This window comes from Salmonella sp. 2018103, assembly GCF_026247685.1.
Lineage (GTDB): Bacteria > Pseudomonadota > Gammaproteobacteria > Enterobacterales > Enterobacteriaceae > Salmonella > Salmonella enterica.
The window spans coordinates 2758752-2779518 of sequence record NZ_CP111029.1 but is presented as its reverse complement, the minus strand read 5'-3'; the positions used below and the strand labels follow the sequence as shown (position 1 = coordinate 2779518).

At 54.3% G+C, this 20767-nt stretch carries 21 protein-coding genes; 14 read left to right on the top strand and 7 right to left on the bottom strand.

From position 1 onward, the window contains the following. Position 1 precedes the first annotated feature (1 nt). The 7 genes from hpaD to OLG56_RS13575 all read left to right on the top strand — a co-directional run bounded on the left by hpaD (position 2) and on the right by OLG56_RS13575 (position 6300). Positions 2 to 853, top strand: coding sequence for a 3,4-dihydroxyphenylacetate 2,3-dioxygenase (gene hpaD / locus OLG56_RS13605; protein ID WP_000516978.1), 852 nt, complete (start codon positions 2 to 4; stop codon positions 851 to 853). Positions 854 to 862: 9 nt separating this feature from the next. Further along, the gene (locus OLG56_RS13600; protein WP_001119849.1) at positions 863 to 1243 is read left to right on the top strand and encodes a 5-carboxymethyl-2-hydroxymuconate Delta-isomerase; all 381 of its coding nucleotides are present in this window, start codon (positions 863 to 865) and stop codon (positions 1241 to 1243) included. Between the two features lie 144 nt (positions 1244 to 1387). Then, positions 1388 to 2191: a 2-oxo-hept-4-ene-1,7-dioate hydratase gene (hpaH, locus tag OLG56_RS13595; RefSeq protein WP_000884795.1), complete on the top strand. Its 804-nt coding sequence runs from the start codon at positions 1388 to 1390 to the stop codon at positions 2189 to 2191. 10 nt (positions 2192 to 2201) lie between these two features. After that, positions 2202 to 2993 (top strand): 4-hydroxy-2-oxoheptanedioate aldolase, encoded by a 792-nt coding sequence (gene hpaI, locus OLG56_RS13590; RefSeq protein WP_000785062.1) that lies wholly within the window; start codon positions 2202 to 2204, stop codon positions 2991 to 2993. Between the two features lie 72 nt (positions 2994 to 3065). Then, positions 3066 to 4442, top strand: a complete 1377-nt coding sequence (gene hpaX, locus OLG56_RS13585; protein ID WP_001285795.1) for a 4-hydroxyphenylacetate permease — start codon at positions 3066 to 3068, stop codon at positions 4440 to 4442. Between the two features lie 9 nt (positions 4443 to 4451). After that, on the top strand, positions 4452 to 5348 hold the full coding sequence (gene hpaA / locus OLG56_RS13580) for a 4-hydroxyphenylacetate catabolism regulatory protein HpaA (protein ID WP_000336602.1): 897 nt from the start codon (positions 4452 to 4454) through the stop codon (positions 5346 to 5348). A gap of 13 nt (positions 5349 to 5361) precedes the next feature. Next, positions 5362 to 6300 (top strand): MBL fold metallo-hydrolase, encoded by a 939-nt coding sequence (locus OLG56_RS13575; protein WP_000976558.1) that lies wholly within the window; start codon positions 5362 to 5364, stop codon positions 6298 to 6300. Positions 6301 to 6707: 407 nt separating this feature from the next. On the opposite strand, the gene OLG56_RS13570 is transcribed toward OLG56_RS13575, so the two are convergent. The 3 genes from OLG56_RS13570 to cbpA all read right to left on the bottom strand — a co-directional run bounded on the left by OLG56_RS13570 (position 6708) and on the right by cbpA (position 8949). After that, positions 6708 to 7070, bottom strand: a complete 363-nt coding sequence (locus tag OLG56_RS13570; RefSeq protein ID WP_001537781.1) for an anti-adapter protein IraM — start codon at positions 7068 to 7070, stop codon at positions 6708 to 6710. A gap of 653 nt (positions 7071 to 7723) precedes the next feature. Continuing rightward, a complete protein-coding gene (gene cbpM, locus OLG56_RS13565) occupies positions 7724 to 8029 on the bottom strand; it encodes a chaperone modulator CbpM (RefSeq protein ID WP_001284251.1) in 306 nt (101 codons plus the stop codon). Beyond that, a complete protein-coding gene (gene cbpA / locus OLG56_RS13560; RefSeq protein ID WP_000420603.1) occupies positions 8029 to 8949 on the bottom strand; it encodes a curved DNA-binding protein in 921 nt (306 codons plus the stop codon). Before cbpA ends, cbpM begins: the two co-directional genes overlap by 1 nt. A 235-nt stretch (positions 8950 to 9184) precedes the next feature. On the opposite strand from cbpA, the gene OLG56_RS13555 reads away from it, so the two are divergent. From OLG56_RS13555 to agp, 5 genes are all read left to right on the top strand, one after another. After that, the gene (locus OLG56_RS13555; RefSeq protein ID WP_001118907.1) at positions 9185 to 9547 is read left to right on the top strand and encodes a hypothetical protein; all 363 of its coding nucleotides are present in this window, start codon (positions 9185 to 9187) and stop codon (positions 9545 to 9547) included. A 48-nt stretch (positions 9548 to 9595) separates the two neighbouring features. Next, complete coding sequence (locus tag OLG56_RS13550; RefSeq protein WP_000972972.1) at positions 9596 to 11482, top strand: protein-disulfide reductase DsbD family protein; 1887 nt, start codon at positions 9596 to 9598, stop codon at positions 11480 to 11482. Beyond that, a complete protein-coding gene (locus OLG56_RS13545) occupies positions 11479 to 12102 on the top strand; it encodes a DsbA family protein (protein ID WP_000876694.1) in 624 nt (207 codons plus the stop codon). The genes OLG56_RS13550 and OLG56_RS13545 overlap by 4 nt, the downstream gene beginning before the upstream one ends. Beyond that, entirely contained in the window at positions 12092 to 12598 is a 507-nt protein-coding gene (locus tag OLG56_RS13540; protein ID WP_000907525.1) for a protein disulfide oxidoreductase, read from the top strand. Before OLG56_RS13545 ends, OLG56_RS13540 begins: the two co-directional genes overlap by 11 nt. Before the next feature lie 132 nt (positions 12599 to 12730). Further along, positions 12731 to 13972, top strand: coding sequence for a bifunctional glucose-1-phosphatase/inositol phosphatase (gene agp / locus OLG56_RS13535; RefSeq protein ID WP_000749201.1), 1242 nt, complete (start codon positions 12731 to 12733; stop codon positions 13970 to 13972). A gap of 33 nt (positions 13973 to 14005) precedes the next feature. Here the strand turns inward: agp and OLG56_RS13530 are convergent, their stop codons facing one another. Beyond that, a complete protein-coding gene (locus tag OLG56_RS13530) occupies positions 14006 to 14233 on the bottom strand; it encodes a YccJ family protein (protein ID WP_001143125.1) in 228 nt (75 codons plus the stop codon). 20 nt (positions 14234 to 14253) lie between these two features. Next, positions 14254 to 14850 (bottom strand): NAD(P)H:quinone oxidoreductase, encoded by a 597-nt coding sequence (wrbA, locus tag OLG56_RS13525; protein WP_001062898.1) that lies wholly within the window; start codon positions 14848 to 14850, stop codon positions 14254 to 14256. A gap of 384 nt (positions 14851 to 15234) precedes the next feature. Here wrbA and OLG56_RS13520 point away from each other — a divergent pair, with 384 nt between their 5' ends. Both OLG56_RS13520 and rutR read left to right on the top strand, forming a co-directional pair. Beyond that, positions 15235 to 15402 carry a con-10 family general stress protein gene (locus OLG56_RS13520; protein WP_001273663.1) on the top strand — a complete coding sequence of 56 codons (168 nt, stop codon included), beginning with the start codon at positions 15235 to 15237 and terminating at the stop codon, positions 15400 to 15402. 136 nt (positions 15403 to 15538) lie between these two features. Continuing rightward, positions 15539 to 16177, top strand: coding sequence for an HTH-type transcriptional regulator RutR (rutR, locus tag OLG56_RS13515; protein ID WP_000083128.1), 639 nt, complete (start codon positions 15539 to 15541; stop codon positions 16175 to 16177). Here the strand turns inward: rutR and OLG56_RS13510 are convergent. Beyond that, positions 16174 to 16569: a lysozyme inhibitor LprI family protein gene (locus tag OLG56_RS13510; protein ID WP_000821064.1), complete on the bottom strand. Its 396-nt coding sequence runs from the start codon at positions 16567 to 16569 to the stop codon at positions 16174 to 16176. The two genes, rutR and OLG56_RS13510, sit on opposite strands and share 4 nt — an antisense overlap. 58 nt (positions 16570 to 16627) lie before the next feature. Further along, positions 16628 to 20590 carry a trifunctional transcriptional regulator/proline dehydrogenase/L-glutamate gamma-semialdehyde dehydrogenase gene (gene putA, locus OLG56_RS13505; protein WP_000537519.1) on the bottom strand — a complete coding sequence of 1321 codons (3963 nt, stop codon included), beginning with the start codon at positions 20588 to 20590 and terminating at the stop codon, positions 16628 to 16630. Positions 20591 to 20767: the final 177 nt, after the last annotated feature.

Genomic DNA, 20767 nt, shown 5'->3' with positions numbered 1-20767 from the left:
TATGGGCAAGTTAGCGTTAGCAGCAAAAATTACCCACGTGCCGTCGATGTATCTTTCTGAACTGCCGGGAAAAAATCACGGTTGTCGTCAGGCAGCCATTGATGGGCATATTGAAATTGGCAAGCGTTGCCGCGAAATGGGCGTTGACACCATTATCGTATTCGACACCCACTGGCTGGTGAATAGCGCTTACCACATTAATTGTGCCGACCATTTCCAGGGCGTCTATACCAGCAACGAATTGCCACACTTTATTCGCGACATGACCTATGACTATGACGGTAATCCGGAGCTCGGCCATCTGATCGCCGACGAGGCAGTCAAACTGGGCGTGCGCGCTAAAGCGCATAACATCCCGAGCCTGAAGCTGGAGTATGGCACGCTGGTACCGATGCGCTACATGAACAGCGACAAGCACTTCAAAGTGGTCTCCATCTCGGCGTTCTGCACTGTGCATGATTTTGCCGACAGCCGCAGACTGGGTGAAGCCATTCTCAAGGCGATTGAGAAATATGACGGTACCGTAGCGGTATTCGCCAGTGGTTCTCTGTCGCACCGTTTTATTGACGACCAACGGGCGGAAGAGGGGATGAACAGCTACACCCGCGAGTTCGATCATCAAATGGACGAGCGCGTGGTCAAGCTGTGGCGCGAAGGCAAATTCAAGGAGTTTTGCACCATGTTGCCGGAGTACGCCGACTACTGCTACGGCGAAGGCAACATGCACGACACGGTCATGCTGCTGGGAATGCTGGGTTGGGACAAATACGACGGCAAGGTGGAGTTCATCACCGACCTGTTCGCCAGCTCCGGTACCGGCCAGGTGAACGCTGTTTTCCCGCTGCCTGCGTAAGGGGTGTTTATGCCGCACTTTATTGCTGAATGTACTGAAAATATTCGCGAGCAGGCTGATTTACCCGGCCTGTTCAGCAAGGTAAACGAGGCGCTGGCCGCCAGCGGGATTTTCCCCATCGGCGGTATCCGCAGTCGCGCCCACTGGCTGGATACCTGGCAGATGGCTGACGGTAAGCATGATTACGCGTTTGTGCATATGACGCTGAAAATCGGCGCCGGGCGCAGCCTGGAGAGCCGTCAGGAAGTTGGCGAAATGCTGTTTGGGCTGATTAAAGCCCACTTCGCCGACCTGATGGAGAACCGCTATCTGGCGCTGTCGTTTGAGATTGCCGAGCTACATCCGACGCTCAATTACAAACAAAACAACGTACACGCGCTGTTTAAATAGCACACTCTTTCGCCCGGTGGCGCTGCGCTGACCGGGCCTACAAAAAAAACGATGCACGAAGCAATACCGAACCGTAGGCCGGGTAAGACGCACCCGCGTCGCCACCCGGCGCAGCAGCACCGAATGACGTAACAGGAAGCAACTATGCTCGATAAACAGACCCATACCCTGATCGCCCAGCGACTTAATCAGGCTGAAAAACAGCGTGAACAGATTCGCGCAGTGTCGCTGGATTATCCCAACATCACTATTGAAGATGCCTATGCCGTACAGCGTGAATGGGTCAATATCAAGATCGCCGAAGGGCGCACGCTCAAAGGCCACAAAATCGGCCTGACCTCAAAAGCGATGCAGGCCAGCTCGCAAATCAGCGAACCGGATTACGGCGCGCTGCTTGACGATATGTTCTTCCATGACGGCGGCGATATCCCCACCGACCGTTTTATCGTCCCGCGTATTGAAGTGGAGCTGGCGTTCGTGCTGGCGAAACCGCTGCGCGGCCCTCACTGCACGCTGTTCGACGTCTACAACGCCACGGATTATGTGATTCCGGCGCTGGAACTGATTGACGCCCGTAGCCACAACATCGACCCGGAAACCCAGCGCCCGCGCAAAGTGTTCGACACCATTTCCGACAACGCCGCCAACGCCGGGGTGATCCTCGGTGGTCGTCCCATCAAACCAGACGAGCTGGATCTGCGCTGGATCTCCGCGCTGCTCTATCGCAACGGCGTGATCGAAGAAACCGGCGTCGCCGCAGGCGTGCTGAATCATCCGGCCAACGGCGTGGCGTGGCTGGCGAACAAGCTTGCCCCCTACGATGTCCAGCTTGAAGCCGGGCAGATCATCCTCGGCGGCTCGTTCACCCGCCCGGTGCCGGCGCGCAAGGGCGACACTTTCCATGTCGATTACGGCAACATGGGCGCGATCAGTTGCCGGTTTGTGTAAGGAAAAAACGATGAAAAATGCTTTCAAAGACGCGTTAAAAGCGGGGCGCCCGCAAATCGGTTTGTGGCTGGGGCTTGCCAATAGTTACAGCGCTGAACTGTTAGCGGGCGCCGGCTTCGACTGGCTACTGATTGACGGTGAACACGCGCCAAACAACGTGCAGACGGTGTTGACCCAGTTGCAGGCGATTGCGCCTTATCCCAGCCAGCCGGTGGTGCGTCCGTCATGGAACGATCCGGTACAGATTAAGCAACTGCTCGACGTCGGCGCGCAAACGCTGCTGATACCGATGGTGCAGAATGCCGATGAAGCGCGAAACGCCGTGGCGGCTACGCGTTATCCGCCTGCCGGTATTCGCGGCGTGGGCAGCGCGCTGGCGCGGGCATCGCGCTGGAACCGCATTCCGGACTATCTCCACCAGGCCAACGACGCCATGTGTGTACTGGTGCAGATTGAAACGCGTGAGGCGATGAGCAATCTGGCGTCAATTCTCGACGTGGATGGCATTGACGGCGTGTTTATTGGTCCGGCGGATCTTAGCGCCGATATGGGCTTTGCCGGCAATCCGCAGCACCCGGAAGTGCAGGCGGCGATTGAGAACGCCATCGTGCAGATACGCGCGGCGGGGAAAGCGCCGGGGATTCTGATGGCCAATGAAGCACTGGCGAAACGTTATCTGGAACTGGGGGCGCTATTTGTCGCCGTCGGCGTTGACACCACGCTGCTGGCGCGCGGAGCGGAGGCGCTGGCGGCGCGCTTTGGCGCAGAAAAAAACCTGTCCGGTGCGTCCGGCGTCTATTAAGCCTGGCCCGGTAAGCGTAGCGCTACCGGGCAACCGTAGTACCCTACAAAAATTCCCATCAGAGGAAAAAAAATGAGCGACACATCATCTGCACTTCCGGAAAGCCCCGAGTCTGTCCGTTCGCACAACGCGCTCAGCACGGGTCAACAAACCGTCATAAATAAACTGTTCCGCCGACTGATCGTATTTTTATTCGTGTTGTTTATCTTCTCGTTTTTAGACCGTATCAACATCGGTTTTGCCGGGTTGACGATGGGGCAGGATCTGGGGTTAAGCGCCACCATGTTTGGCCTTGCCACGACGCTGTTTTACGCCACCTACGTCATTTTCGGCATTCCCAGCAACGTGATGTTGAGCATCGTCGGCGCCCGCCGCTGGATTGCGACCATTATGGTGCTATGGGGCATTGCATCTACCGCTACGATGTTCGCGGTGGGACCGAAAAGCCTGTATGTGCTGCGAATGCTGGTGGGCATTACCGAAGCGGGCTTTTTGCCAGGAATATTGCTCTATTTAACCTACTGGTTCCCGGCATTTTTCCGCGCCCGCGCCAACGCATTATTTATGATTGCCATGCCGGCCACTACCGCGTTGGGGTCGATTGTCTCCGGCTATATTTTATCGCTGGACGGCATATTCAATCTGCATGGATGGCAGTGGTTATTCCTGCTGGAGGGATTTCCGTCAGTTTTGTTAGGCATTATGGTCTGGTTTTACCTGGATGATACCCCGGCAAAAGCCAAATGGCTGACGGCAGAGGATAAAAAATGTTTGCAGGAGATGATGGATAATGACCGCCTGACGCTGGTTCAGCCGGAGGGGGCCATCAGCCATAACGCCATGCAGCAGCGTAGTCTGTGGCGCGAAGTATTCACGCCAATTGTACTGATGTATACGCTGGCCTATTTTTGCCTTACCAATACGCTTAGCGCCATTAGTATCTGGACGCCGCAAATCCTGAAAAGTTTTAATGAAGGCAGCAGCAATATCACCATCGGCCTGCTGGCGGCGATCCCGCAGATTTGTACTATTCTGGGCATGATTTACTGGAGCCGCCATTCGGACAAACATCAGGAGCGTAAACATCACACGGCGTTGCCGTTCCTGTTTGCCGCCGCGGGCTGGCTGCTGGCGTCGGCGACCGACCATAACCTGATCCAGCTCCTGGGGATCGTGATGGCATCCACGGGTTCCTTTAGCGCGATGGCGATCTTCTGGACCACGCCGGATCAGTCGATCAGTTTACGCGCCAGGGCAATAGGCATTGCGGTCATCAATGCCACCGGCAATATTGGCTCCGCACTCAGCCCATTTATGATTGGCTGGCTAAAAGATATCACCGGTAGCTTCAATAGCGGACTCTGGTTTGTCGCTTCTCTGTTAGTCGTCGGCGCCGCCATTATCTGGCTCATTCCCATGAAAGCATCGCGTCCGCGCGCCACCCCTTGAGGAGAAACTATGTGCCAACGTGCGATCGCCAATATTGATATCAGCAAAGAGTATGACGAAAGCATGGGCAGTAACGATGTGCATTATCAGTCGTTTGCTCGTATGGCGGATTTCTTTGGTCGTGATATGCAGGCGCATCGCCACGACCAGTTTTTTCAAATGCACTTTCTTGATACCGGGCAGATTGAGCTACAGCTCGACGATCATCGCTATTCGGTGCAGGCGCCGCTATTTGTGCTTACGCCGCCCTCGGTGCCACATGCTTTTATTACCGAATCGGATAGCGATGGTCATGTTCTGACGGTACGCGAAGAGCTGGTTTGGCCGCTGCTGGAAGTGCTTTATCCCGGCACCAGAGAGGCCTTCGGCTTGCCGGGGATCTGTCTGTCGCTGGCGGATAAACCCAACGAGCTGGCGGCGCTCAAACATTACTGGCAGCTAATTGAGCGGGAGTCCACGGAACAACTGGCTGGCTGCGAACATACCCTGGTGCTACTGGCGCAGGCGGTATTTACCTTGCTGTTGCGTAATGCGAAGCTGGACGATCACGCCGCAACCGGGATGCGCGGTGAACTGAAACTTTTTCAGCGCTTTACCCTGTTAATTGACAACCACTTCCATCAGCACTGGACGGTGCCCGATTATGCCTGCGAGTTGCATATTACCGAATCTCGTTTGACCGATATTTGCCGACGTTTTGCTAATCGCCCGCCTAAGCGCCTGATTTTTGATCGGCAATTACGCGAGGCGAAACGACTGCTGCTTTTTTCCGACAATGCTGTCAACGAGATCGCCTGGCAATTAGGTTTTAAAGATCCGGCTTATTTCGCCCGTTTCTTTAATCGCCTTGCTGGCTGTTCTCCTTCGCAGTTTCGCCAACGTGAAGTTCCCTCTTTTCTCAACTAAGAAGAGTAAAAACATGATGAAAAAAAGCGTCGCTATGCTGGCGGTTTGTATGCTGGCGCAAAGCCACCTTGCTATTGCTGCTGGTGCTCCTGCGCCTCAAGAGATCAACATTGTTTTACTGGGCACCAAAGGCGGGCCTTCTTTGCTCAATACAGCCAGACTACCGCAAGCGACGGCGCTCACTATCGGCGATAAAATATGGCTGATAGATGCCGGCTACGGCGCCAGTCTGCAACTGGTGAAAAACGGCATTCCACTGCGCAACATCAATACTATTTTGCTCACCCATCTGCACAGCGACCACATACTGGATTATCCTTCCTTGCTGATGAATGCCTGGGCAAGTGGTCTGAAAGACCATACCATACAGGTGTATGGCCCGCCGGGAACCCAGGCGATGACGAAGGCTAGCTGGAAGGTCTTTGACAGGGATATCACGCTACGCATGGAAGAAGAGGGGAAACCCGATCCGCGCAACCTGGTTAAGGCGACCGATATTAGCCAGGGCGTCATCTATAAAGATGAACTGGTTACAATAAGCGCGCTGAAAGTGCCTCATTCCCCTTTCCCGGACGGTGAAGCGTTTGCTTACCGTTTTGATACCCAGGGTAAGCGAATCGTCTTCTCTGGCGATACGTCCTGGTTTCCGCCGCTTGCAACGTTTGCCCAAGGGGCGGATATCCTGGTACATGAGGCGGTACATGTCCCTTCGGTAGCAAAACTGGCTAATAGTATTGGCAACGGAAAAACGCTGGCTGAAGCGATTGCGTCGCATCACACCACGATTGAAGATGTCGGTAAGATTGCTCGCGAGGCCCACGTGAAAAAACTGGTGTTAAGTCATCTGGTGCCTGCGACGGTTGCGGATGACGTCTGGCAACAGGAAGCCATGAAAAATTACCCGGGCCCTGTCATTGTCGGTCATGACAATATGACGATAAGCGTACCGTAAGTATCAGGGCAGGGGTAAACCCACGGGCTGACATGATGTCAGCCCGTTATGCTTTTGGCGATCAGCATGACACGCAGAGCTTTTGTCTAAAACATTATTTTTTCTAAACACTACTTGCTGATTTTTATGCACAATAAAGGTAAGATGATTGCTCTGGTGAAATATTACTAAATAAGAATGTCACGGATGGAATTTATACAGTGTTAAAAGCAATGCGTTTCTTTGTCTGCCGGCCATCAGTAATATCCTCTGTACCGGCTCCTCGTTGCCAAAGTGAAGGTTAGATTAAACGAATCAAAAAATATCCGAACTGTACAATTTTTATATCAAACATATTTAACTGCAAAATACTGCAAACGTGCGCGAATACACTTAATCAGTAGTATGGCTAATGCATACTTTATTTCCTAAACTTTCTTATTATCTATTTGAATATTTCTGGTTAAACCAAATGGACAAACGGATACCAGACACTCGAAAGGATAACTGCAGGCTTCTGGTTTAGGATTGCAGTTACCAGGACAGTGGCTATTTTCTTTAAGCGATTTCCATAGAACAGGATTAAACCTGGTAACGTTGTAAACAGTAACGGGATAAAGTTTATCGTTTATTAAGACCCCCTTATTAAAGGGGATGATAATGCTACCTGGAGGCATGTAAACATCTGCCTGATACCATAAGGTCAATCTAAGATTTTTTAGGCTATGTATGCATGAGAACGATACTCCGGTAGAGGGACTTATAACTGTATCAACGACCTTCCATTCCATTACAGAAACCTTTTAAGTGAAATAGTCAATGGTGTAAATTACATTTTCCGCAAGCCTATTCAGGATAGATGAAAATCTGAGAAACATAACTCGTTGAAAACGATCGTTTTTTATTGACCACTCTATTTATATTGATTTTTTAATAAGTTATTTATTTTATGCTCTTATTTTGTTTACATTCTATTACATTTTTGTATTTTATACGTGGTGTAAATATTGGGCGGCAGTGGATGTTATAACGCTCAATTATTAAACTGTAAGTGACTGTTGTATTTCTTATTTATAAATACTGCAACCTGTAAGCGCAGCGGTACATTTTACCCGGCATTGACAGGGAGAAGGTACGTATCAACCAGAGAGTACAAAACAGTGAAAGAATATATTCTTCAGGCAATAAATGATCGCTAACGTGTAAAAATAACCGACGTATCTAAAAAATGTGAACTTGTGGCTGGTCTTTATTTAAACGATGATCTTCGCAATGGCGCATTAATGGCTGACATTGGCGGTTCGTTGATCGGGTTGTGCGCGGTGAAAGGCTATATTTCTTCCGTTGGGGGAAGTATGTCAGAGGCATTCTGGTATTATACCGGGTGCATGTAAATCCGGGGCGGGCAGAAAGCCCACCCTCGGTTTATTGCCTTTATCGTGGATTAGGGATGCGAGATAAAGCGAGAAAGGCGTTGCAGCAGTAACCGGTTTTCTTCGCGCAGCCGTGAATTCTCTTCCAGCAGTGTTAACGCGACCGCGATCCCAGGCCAGTCGAGCGCCAGCTCCTCGCGTAAGCGTAGCGCGCGTTGTACCACGCTCGCTGCGCGATCGTCGAATTGCCAGTCGGCGTTATCGTCTTCGTAAGGCTCAATTACGCCAAGTCCGACGATTTCGTTTAGCTCCTCTTCCGTCACGCCGGTATGCAAACAAAATTCGGTGATGGTAAAGGTGACAGTGATGTTAGCCATTATGCTTTCCCCCATTGCTGGCGTGGGTCAAAGGACGACTGCGCGTCCGCCAGTTGTTGCCACAGGGCAGCTGTTTTCTCGTCAGGTTTCGGCGGCATAACGATTTTGATGATGGCATAGAGATCGCCAGTGTGCTTTTTACTGGCTAATCCTTTTCCTTTGATACGCAGCCGCTGACCTGCCTGGCTGCCGGGGGGAATGGTCAGCAAAATACGCTCTTTAAGCGTTGGCACAGACACCTTCGCGCCGAGCGCCGCCTCCCATGGGGCAAGCGGAAGGACGACTTCCAGATCCTGATTGACGATATCAAAGAGCGGATGCGGGGCAATATGGATAACGAGCCATAAATCGCCATTGGGTCCGCCGTTTTCCCCCGGCGTGCCCTGGCCTTTCAGTCTGATTCGTTGCCCGTTGCTGACGCCAGCCGGGATTTTCACATTCAATGTTTTGGGAATTTCCCGCTCCACCAGACCGAACGCGTTATAAACGGGGACGGAATAGCTAATCGTACGCTGGTGCTCTTCCAGCGTTTCTTCCAGGAATACCGCCACTTCAATTTCGATATCATGACCGCGTGCGGCGTGGCGGTGGTGCGAATGGCGACCGTGCTGACCAAAAATAGACGAGAAAATATCATCAAAATCTTCGGCGTTATACGGTTGGCCTTCGTGTTGCTGGAACTGGCGATTAAATTGTGGATCGTTACGGTGTTGCCATAACTGGTCATACTCGGCGCGCCGTTGCTCATCACTCAGCACTTCCCATGCTTCAGCAACCTCTTTGAAACGGGCTTCGGCATCGGGTTCTTTGCTGACATCTGGATGGTACTTGCGGGCCAGTCGGCGATAGGCGGTCTTAATCGTCTTGAGATCGTCCGTCGGTTTCACGCCCATAATGGCGTAATAATCCTTAAGTTCCATAGCATCATCTCGCTAAATCAATACATACAGAAGGGACCCCAAAAAGGTTTCTCCACTAAGTGTAGGGTAAACCTGAAAAGTGCGTATGAAAACACCAGTTATATCATTAGTAAGAATAAATTACGTTGTTCGACTATCAGAAGGTTGCGCAGCGCGCCGACATAACTTTACAGGGGAAAGGTTGCCAAAACCGCGCCAGTGGCTAAGATAACTCGCGTTAAACAGTGAGGGCGCAATGGCGAAACAACAACGGATGGGCTGGTGGTTTCTTTGCCTTGCATGTGTCGTGGTAATGGTTTGTACCGCGCAACGCATGGCGGGCCTGCACGCCTTGCAGATGCAGGCGACGGCCTCTTCAGTGGTGGTGAGCGCTCCCTCTTCGACAGATGACGGCTCGCCGGTCACTCCCTGTGAATTAAGCGCCAAGTCGCTGCTGGCGGCGCCTCCGGTACTCTTTGAAGGCGCTATCCTTGCGCTTTGTCTACTGCTTTCCTTACTGGCGCCTGTCCGGATCATGCGCCTGCCGTTTTCGCCTCCACGGGCTATTTCGCCGCCCACATTACGGGTACATCTACGATTTTGTGTCTTCCGTGAATGACAGACCGGTTATTGCTAACGGTTAATTACTCATTCACGGAGAAAAAATATGATGATTTTGTTCAGGCGGATACTGTTCTGCCTGTTATGGCTTTGGCTGCCCGTCTCCTGGGCGGCGGAAAGCGGCTGGCTGCGTTCGCCCGATAACGACCATGCCAGCATACGGCTACGTGCCGATACGTCCGCTAACGGTGAGACCCGGCTGTTGCTGGATGTCAAACTGGAAAACGGCTGGAAAACCTACTGGCGCGCGCCGGGGGAAGGGGGCGTGGCACCCTCTATCGCCTGGAAAGGCGACATGCCTGAGGTAAGCTGGTTCTGGCCAACCCCCTCGCGCTTTGATGTGGCGAATATCACCACCCAGGGATATCACGACGAGGTGACCTTTCCGATGATCGTGCGCGGTACGCCGCCGGCGACCTTGAGCGGCGTGTTGACGTTATCAACCTGCAGCAATGTTTGTCTGTTGACCGATTACCCCTTTTCCGTGACGCCCACTGTGCAGAATGCCGATTTTGCCCATGACTATGCGCGGGCGATGGGTAAAGTTCCGCTCCGCAGTGGGCTAACGGACTCGCTTGAGGTCGGCTATCGCCCGGGAGAACTGGTGGTCACTGCTACGCGAGCGGCGGGCTGGTCATCGCCCGGGCTCTATCTTGACACCATAGATGACGTCGATTTTGCGAAGCCTCGCCTGCGCGTAGAGGGCGACAGGTTACAGGCGACGGTGCCGGTGACGGACAGTTGGGGCGAAAAGGCGCCCGATTTGCGCAACAAATCGCTGACCCTCGTGTTAGCCGATGGCGCTATCGCCCAGGAGAGCACGCAAACCATTGGCGCTGCGCCAGCGCAAACGCCGGACAATGCGGCGCTACCTTTCTGGCAAGTTGTAATGATGGCGCTGATCGGCGGACTGATTCTTAATTTAATGCCCTGCGTGCTGCCGGTTCTGGGCATGAAACTTGGCTCTATTTTATTGGTAGAGGAAAAAAGCCGCTCTCACATCAGGCGACAATTTTTGGCTTCGGTCGCCGGTATCATTGCGTCATTTATGGCGCTGGCGGCGTTTATGACCCTCCTTCGCCTGTCAAACCATGCGCTGGCTTGGGGAGTCCAGTTCCAGAATGCATGGTTTATTGGTTTTATGGCTCTGGTGATGTTGTTGTTTAGCGCCAGCCTGTTCGGGCTTTTTGAGTTCAGGCTTCCCTCATCTATGACCACGAAACTGGCCACTTACGGCGGTAACGGTATGTCGGGACATTTCTGGCAGGGGGCGTTCGCCACGCTGCTGGCGACGCCTTGTAGCGCGCCGTTTCTGGGTACGGCGGTGGCGGTGGCGCTCACGGCGTCGTTGCCGACGCTATGGGGGCTGTTCCTTGCGCTTGGCCTGGGAATGAGCGCGCCGTGGCTACTGGTCGCGATACGACCAGGGCTTGCGCTACGTTTACCGCGCCCCGGGCGTTGGATGAATGTCCTGCGCAGGATCCTCGGTCTGATGATGCTGGGGTCGGCTATCTGGCTGGCGACGTTACTCCTGCCGCATTTCGGCTTCACTGCGTCAAAGAGCGCGCAAGACACGGTTCAGTGGCAACCGTTGAGTGAACAGGCAATCCAGTCGGCGCTGGCGCAGCATAAGCGGGTATTTGTCGATGTTACTGCGGACTGGTGTATTACCTGTAAAGTGAATAAATACAACGTCCTGCAAAAAGAGGATGTGCAGGACGCCTTGCAACAGCCGGATGTTGTGGCGCTGCGGGGAGACTGGACGCTGCCGTCCGATGCCATTACAGATTTTCTGAAAACGCGTGGTCAGGTCGCCGTGCCGTTTAATCAGGTATATGGCCCCGGCTTGCCGGAAGGGGAGGCACTGCCCACTTTGCTGACCCGCGATGCGGTATTACAAACGTTGAAAAAAGCGAAAGGAATAACCCAATGAAATACATGATTGTTTTACTGCTGGCGCTGTTTTCGACGCTGAGCATCGCGCAAGAAACTGCTCCTTTTACGCCGGATCAGGAAAAGCAGATTGAAAATCTGATCCATGCGGCGTTGTTTAACGATCCTGCCAGCCCGCGGATAGGCACTAAACACCCTAAGCTGACGCTGGTGAACTTTACGGATTACAACTGCCCGTACTGCAAACAGCTCGATCCGATGCTGGAAAAGATTGTGCAGAAATATCCTGACGTTGCGGTCATTATTAAACCGCTGCCATTCAAAGGAGAGAGCTCCGTACTGGCGGCGCGTATTGCGCTGACCACCTGGCGCGAGCATCCGCAACAGTTCCTCGCGCTACATGAAAAACTCATGCAAAAGCGCGGTTACCATACGGATGACAGTATTAAACAGGCCCAGCAGAAAGCAGGGGCTACGCCAGTGACGCTGGATGAAAAAAGCATGGAAACGATACGCACTAATTTGCAGTTGGCAAGGCTGGTCGGCGTGCAAGGAACGCCAGCGACGATCATTGGCGACGAGCTGATTCCGGGCGCAGTGCCCTGGGATACGCTGGAAGCGGTGGTGAAAGAAAAACTGGCGGCTGCCAATGGCGGGTAAACTGCGGCGTTGGCTGCGTGAAGCCGCGGTTTTTCTGGCGCTCCTCATCGCGATAATGGTGGTCATGGACGTCTGGCGCGCGCCGCAGGCGCCTCCGGCGTTTGCCGCGACACCGTTACATACGCTGACGGGAGAGTCGACAACTCTGGCGACATTGAGCGAAGAACGCCCCGTACTGCTCTATTTTTGGGCCAGCTGGTGCGGGGTATGCCGCTTTACTACGCCTACGGTCGCTCGTCTGGCGGCGGAAGGGGAAAACGTCATGACCGTTGCGCTCCGCTCCGGCGATGACGCTGAGGTTGCCCGCTGGCTGGCGCGCAAGGGCGTTGACTTTCCGGTCGTCAATGATGCTAATGGCGCCTTATCTGCTGGCTGGGAAATCAGCGTGACGCCAACGCTGGTGGTGGTTTCACAAGGTCGGGTTGTGTTCACCACCAGCGGCTGGACCAGCTATTGGGGCATGAAGCTTCGGCTGTGGTGGGCAAAAACGTTCTGAATATGCGCCGGGGTTTCCCGGCGCTAACGCGTTTACTGTAAGAAAAACCCCCGTTTTGCGAAATCGTTCCCGGAAAAATGATCCATTTCTGTCACACTCAGAACGATTTGATAACAATAAGAGGTCATAGGGATGAAAAAATCATTACTCGCTGTTGCTGTGGCAGGGGCTGTTTTGTTGTCATCCGCCGTACAGGCGCAGACAACGCCGGAGGGTTATCAATTACAACAGGTGCTGATGATGAGCCGCCATAATCTGCGGGCACCGCTGGCGAATAATGGCAGCGTACTGGCGCAGTCGACGCCGAATGCCTGGCCGGCGTGGGACGTTCCCGGCGGGCAACTGACGACGAAAGGCGGCGTGCTGGAAGTCTATATGGGACACTACACACGTGAATGGCTGGTCGCGCAGGGGCTGATACCGTCGGGAGAATGTCCGGCACCCGACACGGTATATGCCTATGCGAATAGTTTGCAGCGCACCGTCGCCACCGCGCAATTTTTCATTACCGGCGCTTTCCCCGGCTGTGATATTCCTGTTCATCATCAGGAAAAAATGGGCACTATGGATCCTACCTTCAATCCGGTGATTACCGATGATTCCGCCGCGTTCCGGCAACAGGCCGTACAGGCGATGGAAAAGGCGCGTAGTCAGCTACATCTTGATGAGAGTTATAAACTGCTTGAGCAGATAACGCATTATCAGGACTCGCCGTCCTGCAAAGAGAAGCATCAGTGTTCGCTAATCGACGCGAAAGATACCTTCAGCGCGAACTATCAGCAAGAGCCTGGCGTGCAGGGGCCGCTGAAAGTAGGGAACTCGCTGGTGGATGCGTTTACCCTGCAATATTACGAAGGGTTTCCGATGGATCAGGTCGCCTGGGGCGGGATCCACACCGATCGGCAGTGGAAAGTGCTGTCAAAACTGAAAAACGGCTATCAGGACAGCCTGTTTACCTCACCCACGGTGGCGCGCAATGTCGCTGCGCCGCTGGTGAAATATATCGATAAGGTGCTGGTTGCCGATCGCGTTAGCGCGCCGAAGGTGACCGTGCTGGTGGGGCATGACTCCAATATCGCGTCGCTGCTGACGGCGCTGGATTTTAAACCCTATCAGCTCCATGACCAGTATGAGAGAACGCCGATTGGCGGCCAGCTTGTCTTCCAACGCTGGCATGACGGCAACGCTAACCGGGATTTGATGAAAATCGAGTATGTCTACCAGAGCGCCCGGCAGTTACGCAATGCGGAAGCGTTAACGCTCAAATCGCCCGCGCAAAGGGTAACCCTGGAACTGAAAGGATGTCCGGTGGATGCGAACGGCTTCTGTCCGCTGGATAAGTTCGATAACGTCATGAACACTGCCGCAAAATAGCCGTATGCCCCCGCGCAGGCGGGGGCGTTTGTGTTATACGTTCTTACGTTCGATGATTTGTTCGCCCCAGAAGAGCGAGTCTTTGTCCGTTTTCTCAAAGGCTTTGATCAGCACCTCATCGCTACCTTCTTCCCATATTTTTTCTGCCAGTTTCTCGTCATAGTGAGCGACTTCAAAAATGGCTTCGGCAATTTCCGGCGACGTATTACGCAGGCTTGCCCATTCGCCGACGCGGTGCGCTTTTGCTTCTTGAGTTGGCATTCGAATCCTCCTGTTGAAGATTAGCCGTTGAGTTTGACTGCCAGACCGGCGACGTATTCCCCCTGATAGCGAGCGATAGAGAGTTCCTCCTGGCTTGGTTGACGCGAACCGTCGCCTCCGGCGATAGTCGTTGCGCCGTAAGGCGTGCCGCCGCGAACCTGGGAGACGTCAAACAGTTCCTGTGCGGCATAGCCTATCGGGACAATCACCATCCCATGATGGGCAAGCGTAGTCCAGGTCGAGGTGATCGTCTGCTCCTGGCCGCCGCCCGTTCCGGTAGAACTGAACACGCTGCCGAGCTTGCCGTATAGCGCGCCGGATGCCCACAGTCCGCCGGTTTGGTCCAGGAAGGTACGCATCTGGCCTGACATATTGCCAAACCGGGTTGGCGTACCAAAAATAATGGCATCGTAATCCGCCAGCTCCTGTGGGGTGGCAACCGGTGCGTTTTGCGTTTTACCGCCAGCTTTTGCGAAGATTTCAGGCGGCATTGTTTCTGGCACACGCTTTATAATGACCTCTGCGCCGTCGACTTTCTTTGCCCCTTCCGCCACCGCGTGCGCCATGGTTTCAATGTGTCCGTACATGGAATAATAGAGCACCAGAATCTTTGCCATTTGTACTACTCCTCAGATTAATCAGGTGTGTAGCGATTCGCTACGTCTATTTAAAGATATGCTCTCCTGTGAAGAGTGCAAATTTCAGCGCCATTTCTTTGATTTATAACAATAATTAATTTGGCGACCTTTGTTGCAAAATGATACATTTTTAAGCGCTTTGATTTTTCTAAATATAAGAATAACTTATTTATTTCTTATGGTTATTATTCTGCATATTCGGCTTCTGATGTTGCAGAATATTTCGGTAAGCGGCCTACCACGGCGTTTTTCACTATGCTTAATGTTACGCGGCGTTACTGATGATATCGTTCATACGCTGCGCGAGGAGATACTCCTCATTACCTATGCAATATGATGTCTAATCTATGACGGAGGTCAGTAATGGCAAACCATCGTGGCGGTTCCGGTAATTTTGCGGAAGACCGCGAAAGAGCATCAGAAGCAGGTCGTAAAGGTGGTCAGCACAGCGGGGGCAATTTTAAGAATGACCCGCAGCGTGCATCCGAAGCAGGCAAAAAAGGGGGCAAAAGCAGTAACCGTAATAGCTAGCCTGCGTCACAACAGCAAGACGCTGAGCGTTTCGCGCTAAAAAGCGTCATGCGCCACCGCCGCCGGATTTCCGGCGGTTTTTTTGTTTATAAGCCGGATTTGGTATGCTTGCGTCCTGACAAAAAGGAGAGGGCGCATGTCGCAACGCACAGAGAAAAAAATCGGGAAACGCTCGCAGGCCACCGGTGCAAAACGGCAGCTTATCTTAACCGCCGCGCTTGCTGTTTTTTCCCAGTATGGCATTCATGGCGCGCGTCTTGAGCAGGTCGCCGAGCGGGCAGGCGTCTCCAAAACCAATCTGCTTTATTATTATCCCTCGAAAGAGGCGCTGTATGTCGCGGTAATGCGACAGATCCTGGATGTCTGGCTGGCGCCGCTCAAGGCGTTTCGCGCAGAATTTTCCCCTCTGGAGGCCATCAAAGAGTATATCCGTCTCAAGCTGGAGGTTTCGCGTGATTATCCGCAGGCGTCGCGGCTCTTCTGCATGGAGATGCTGGCGGGCGCGCCGCTCTTAATGGAGGAACTGACCGGCGATCTAAAAGCGTTGATAGATGAAAAATCCGCGCTGATTGCCGGATGGGTGCACAGCGGGAAACTGGCGCCTGTCTCCCCGCACCATTTGATCTTCATGATTTGGGCCGCCACGCAACATTACGCCGATTTTGCCCCTCAGGTTGAGGCGGTAACCGGCGCGACGCTTCGCGATGAAGCCTTTTTCAACCAAACGGTCGAAAGCGTTCAGCGCATTATTATTGAAGGGATTCGCGTGCGTTAACCGGCTGGCGGCAGTGGGCAGCTCAAATCCCCCTCTTCACATTGCAGCAGCGAGGCTAAAAACGCTTCGCGTTCGTTCGTTTTATCGGTCAGGCACTGGCTGGCGATCATGGGTTGCACGCTGCCGCCCTCCGTACCTGAGCGAATCAGAGCGCAATCGGCGTCCCGCAGGGCAATCCATGCCACCTGCGCTTTTTGCAACAGCTCGCGCTGCGGCGGTTGCGCACGCTTAAGCGCGCTTTGATAGGTTTCGTTCAGCTTTTTATCTGCCGCCTGGTATTGCGCGGCGGCGCAGCGATTCATTTCCAGCTGCGTACTGGCGCTGGCACACTCATCGGCCAACGCCTGGCTGCTGAACAACAACGCCGCGCAGGTAAGGAAAATTCGTTTCATACGCTCCTCTGACGCGAGTAAAAAGGCTCCATTGACGGAGCCTTAATTAACCACAGTATTAGCCAATTGTCATCAGGCTGGCATTACCGCCAGCGGCAGCAGTGTTTACGCTCAGCGAACGTTCAATATAGAGCCGTTCCAGCAGCATATTGCTTTCGCCGCGGGCGAACCCCTGTACCGACACTATCGCGCCTTCGCGGGCGGCGACGGCTTCGCACACGGTTCGCAGCTTGTCGGAGTCGCCGTGGAAAATCACCGCGTCAAACGGCTGCGCCATCAGCGTTTCCGCTTTCGCAAACTGGACACGCGCCGCAACGGCGGCGGGGAGACGTTTCGCCAGATCGCGGTGGAAGGCGTCGTCTGACCATAGCGCCTGACTGCCGACGGCGAGAACGGCGGCAAGCTGCGTCAGCGCGTCCTGTTCGTCATCAGCCAGGCATAATACCCGTTCACGCGGCAACAACGTCCAGGTATTGCGCTCGCCGGTCGGCCCCGGTAGCAGGCGCTGCGTGCCGGCCTGCGCCAGATCGGCGAATTGTCGGCAGAGCGTCTGTAGCGCCGGGCGATCCGCCGCCCATTGCGTCAGGGCGGTCAACGGCGCGAGTAGCGTGGTTTTAAGCTGCGCATCCACCGGGTAACGCGCATCCTGACGAGTTAGCGTCGTATTGAGCGCATTGGGCGGGCGGTGTGCCAGCAGGCGGTAGAGGTAGAGCGGCCCCCCCGCTTTTGGCCCGGTACCGGACAGGCCTTCGCCGCCAAACGGCTGGACGCCGACAACCGCGCCCACCATATTACGGTTAACGTACAGGTTGCCGACATGGGCGGAACCGGTGACTTGCGCAATGGTTTCATCAATACGGGTATGTACGCCCAGCGTTAGCCCGTAGCCGGAAGCGTTAATCTGTTCGATAAGCTCCGCCAGTTGGTTACGGTTATAACGCACGACATGCAGCACGGGCCCGAAGACCTCTTTTTCCAGTTCTGCGAAGTTTTCCAACTCAATAAGCGTGGGCATAACAAACGTACCGGTCTGCCATTCCTGCGCGTCATCGTTGTTTTCACGCGCGGCCTGGAAAACCGGGCGGCCTTTGGCGCGCATCGTCTGGATATGACGCTCGATGTTGGCTTTGGCCTCGCTATCAATCACCGGCCCGATATCGGTCGTCAGACGGCCTGGATTCCCCATCCGACACTCCGCCATCGCGCCGCGTAACATTTTCAGCGTATGTTCGGCGATATCGTCCTGCAAACACAGCACGCGGAGCGCGGAACAGCGTTGTCCGGCGCTGTCGAAAGCGGAAGCCAGCACATCCACGACCACCTGCTCGGTGAGCGCGGAAGAGTCGACAATCATAGCGTTCATACCGCCAGTTTCCGCAATCAACGGAATAGGGCGGCCCTGGGCGTCAAGACGCGTGGCGATGTTGCGCTGCAACAACGTCGCGACCTCCGTGGAACCGGTAAACATCACGCCGCGTACACGCGCATCGGCGGTAAGCTGGGCGCCGACGGTTTCTCCCCGTCCCGGCAACAGTTGCACGACGCCCGGCGGTACGCCCGCTTCCAGCAAAATGGCAATGCCCTGGGCGGCAATCAGCGATGTCTGCTCTGCCGGTTTCGCCAGAACGCTGTTACCTGCCGCCAGCGCGGCGGCGATTTGGCCGGTGAAAATGGCCAGCGGGAAGTTCCACGGACTGATACAGACCACCGGCCCTAACGGGCGATGCGTTTCGTTATCGAAATCGTCACGCACTTGACCGGCATAATAATGGAGGAAGTCTACCGCTTCGCGCACTTCGGCAATGGCGTTGCTGAACGTTTTCCCCGCTTCGCGCACCAACAGGCCAATCAACTGCTGCATTTGGTCTTCCATCAATACCGCCGCCCGCTGCAAAATGGCGGCGCGTTCTTGCGGCGGCGTCGCAAACCAAACCGGCGCCTGATTGACCGCGTTTTGCAATGCCTGTTCAACCTCGCTTTCTGTCGCTTCGCGTCCCCAGCCGACAATATCTTTCGGTTCCGCCGGGTTGATAACCGGCGTCATCTCACCGTCGGCCACCGGTTGTTCCAGCACAGGTTTGGCCTGCCATTTCTGCATGGCGTTGCTTAACAGGGCAGAAGAAAGCGAGGCGAGGCGATGTTCATTCGCTAAATCAAGTCCGGCGGAGTTTATCCGACCTTCGCCGTACAGATCGCGCGGCAGCGGAATTTTCGGATGCGGTATGCCAGCCTGACCTTCCTGCTGCGCCAGTTTTTCCACGGCCTCGACCGGGTCGGCCACCAGTTCATCGAGCGGTAGGGTGGCATCGGCGATGCGGTTGACAAAAGAGGTGTTGGCGCCGTTTTCCAGCAGGCGTCGTACCAGATAGGCCAGCAGGGTTTCGTGCGTTCCCACCGGCGCGTAAATACGGCAGGGACGGTTAAGTTTTCCGTCCGCCACTTTACCGGTGACCTGTTCATACAGCGGTTCGCCCATGCCGTGCAGGCACTGGAATTCGTACTGACCCGGATAGTAATTTTGCCCGGCCAGATGATAAATCGCCGCCAGTGTGTGTGCGTTATGGGTCGCGAACTGCGGGTAGATCAGATTAGGGACGGCGAGCAGTTTTTTCGCGCAGGCCAGATAAGAGACATCGGTATACACTTTGCGGGTATAAACCGGATAGCCCTCCAGCCCTTCCATTTGCGCGCGTTTGATCTCGCTATCCCAGTAGGCGCCTTTCACCAGACGAATCATCAGCCGACGGCGGCTACGGGAGGCCAGATCGACTAAATAATCAATGACCAGCGGGCAGCGTTTCTGGTAAGCCTGGATCACAAAGCCAATGCCGTTCCAGCCCGCCAGTTCGGGTTCGAAGCAGAGTTTTTCCAGCAGATCGAGCGAGATCTCCAGACGATCCGCCTCTTCGGCGTCGATATTGAGACCGATATCATACTGGCGCGCCAGCAGCGTCAGGGATTTCAGGCGCGGATAAAGCTCCTCCATTACCCGATCGTATTGCGCGCGACTATAGCGTGGATGCAGGGCGGACAGCTTAATCGAGATGCCTGGCCCTTCGTAAATACCGCGACCGTTAGACGCTTTGCCGATGGCATGAATCGCTTGCTGGTAAGAAACCATATACGCCTGCGCATCGGCGGCGGTTAACGCGGCTTCGCCCAGCATATCGTAAGAATAGCGGAACCCTTTCTCTTCCAGTTTTCGGGCATTCGCCAGCGCCTGAGCAATGGTTTCGCCAGTCACGAACTGCTCGCCCATTAAACGCATCGCCATGTCGACGCCTTTGCGGATTAACGGTTCGCCGCTCTTGCCGATAATGCGGTTCAGCGAGCGTGAAAGATTAGCTTCGTTATGCGTTGAGACCAGTCGGCCGGTAAAGAGCAGCCCCCAGGTGGCGGCGTTTACAAACAGCGACGGGCTACGGCCAATATGCGACTGCCAGTTGCCATTACTGATTTTGTCGCGAATTAACGCATCGCGCGTAGCTTTGTCGGGAATACGCAGCAGCGCTTCCGCCAGACACATCAGCGCAACACCTTCTTGCGAAGAGAGGGAAAACTCCTGCAACAGGCCTTGTACCATACCCGCGCGACCGCTGGCGGATTTTTGATTGCGCAATTTCTCCGCCAGTTGATACGCCAGTTTATGCGCCTGCTCAGCGACAGGCGGCGACAGGCGCGCCTGTTCCACTAGCATTGACACCGCATCGGTTTCCGGGCGGCGCCAGGCGGCAGTGATGGCGGCGCGAGAGACGGATTGGGGAAGAATCTGTTCGGCAAACTCCAGAAAGGGCTGATGCGGCTCATCCTGCGGCGCGACCGGCTCCTCGCTTTCATTTGCCGCGCCGGCAAACAGCGCAGGTAGCTCCGGTAGCGTATCGCTATTTTCCAGCTTGTCCAGATAGCTAAAGATTGCCTGTTTTATTAACCAGTGCGGCGTGCGATCGATACGCGAGGCGGCCATTTTGATCCGTTCGCGCGTGGCGTCGTCCAGCTTAACCCCCATCGTGGTGGTTCCCATACCCTCTACTCCTGTTATTCGCTCTATCTGCTAACCAATAGTTAGCGGAAAATATCCACTATGTTGCAACTTTGTGCAACCGCGTTAAATGTGACCTGCGTTGCAAGCTTAAAAATGAATAAATTGTTAAAAAAAGAAAGTGGGAGTCTGACGGGGCAAACCATCTGGATTTATTTT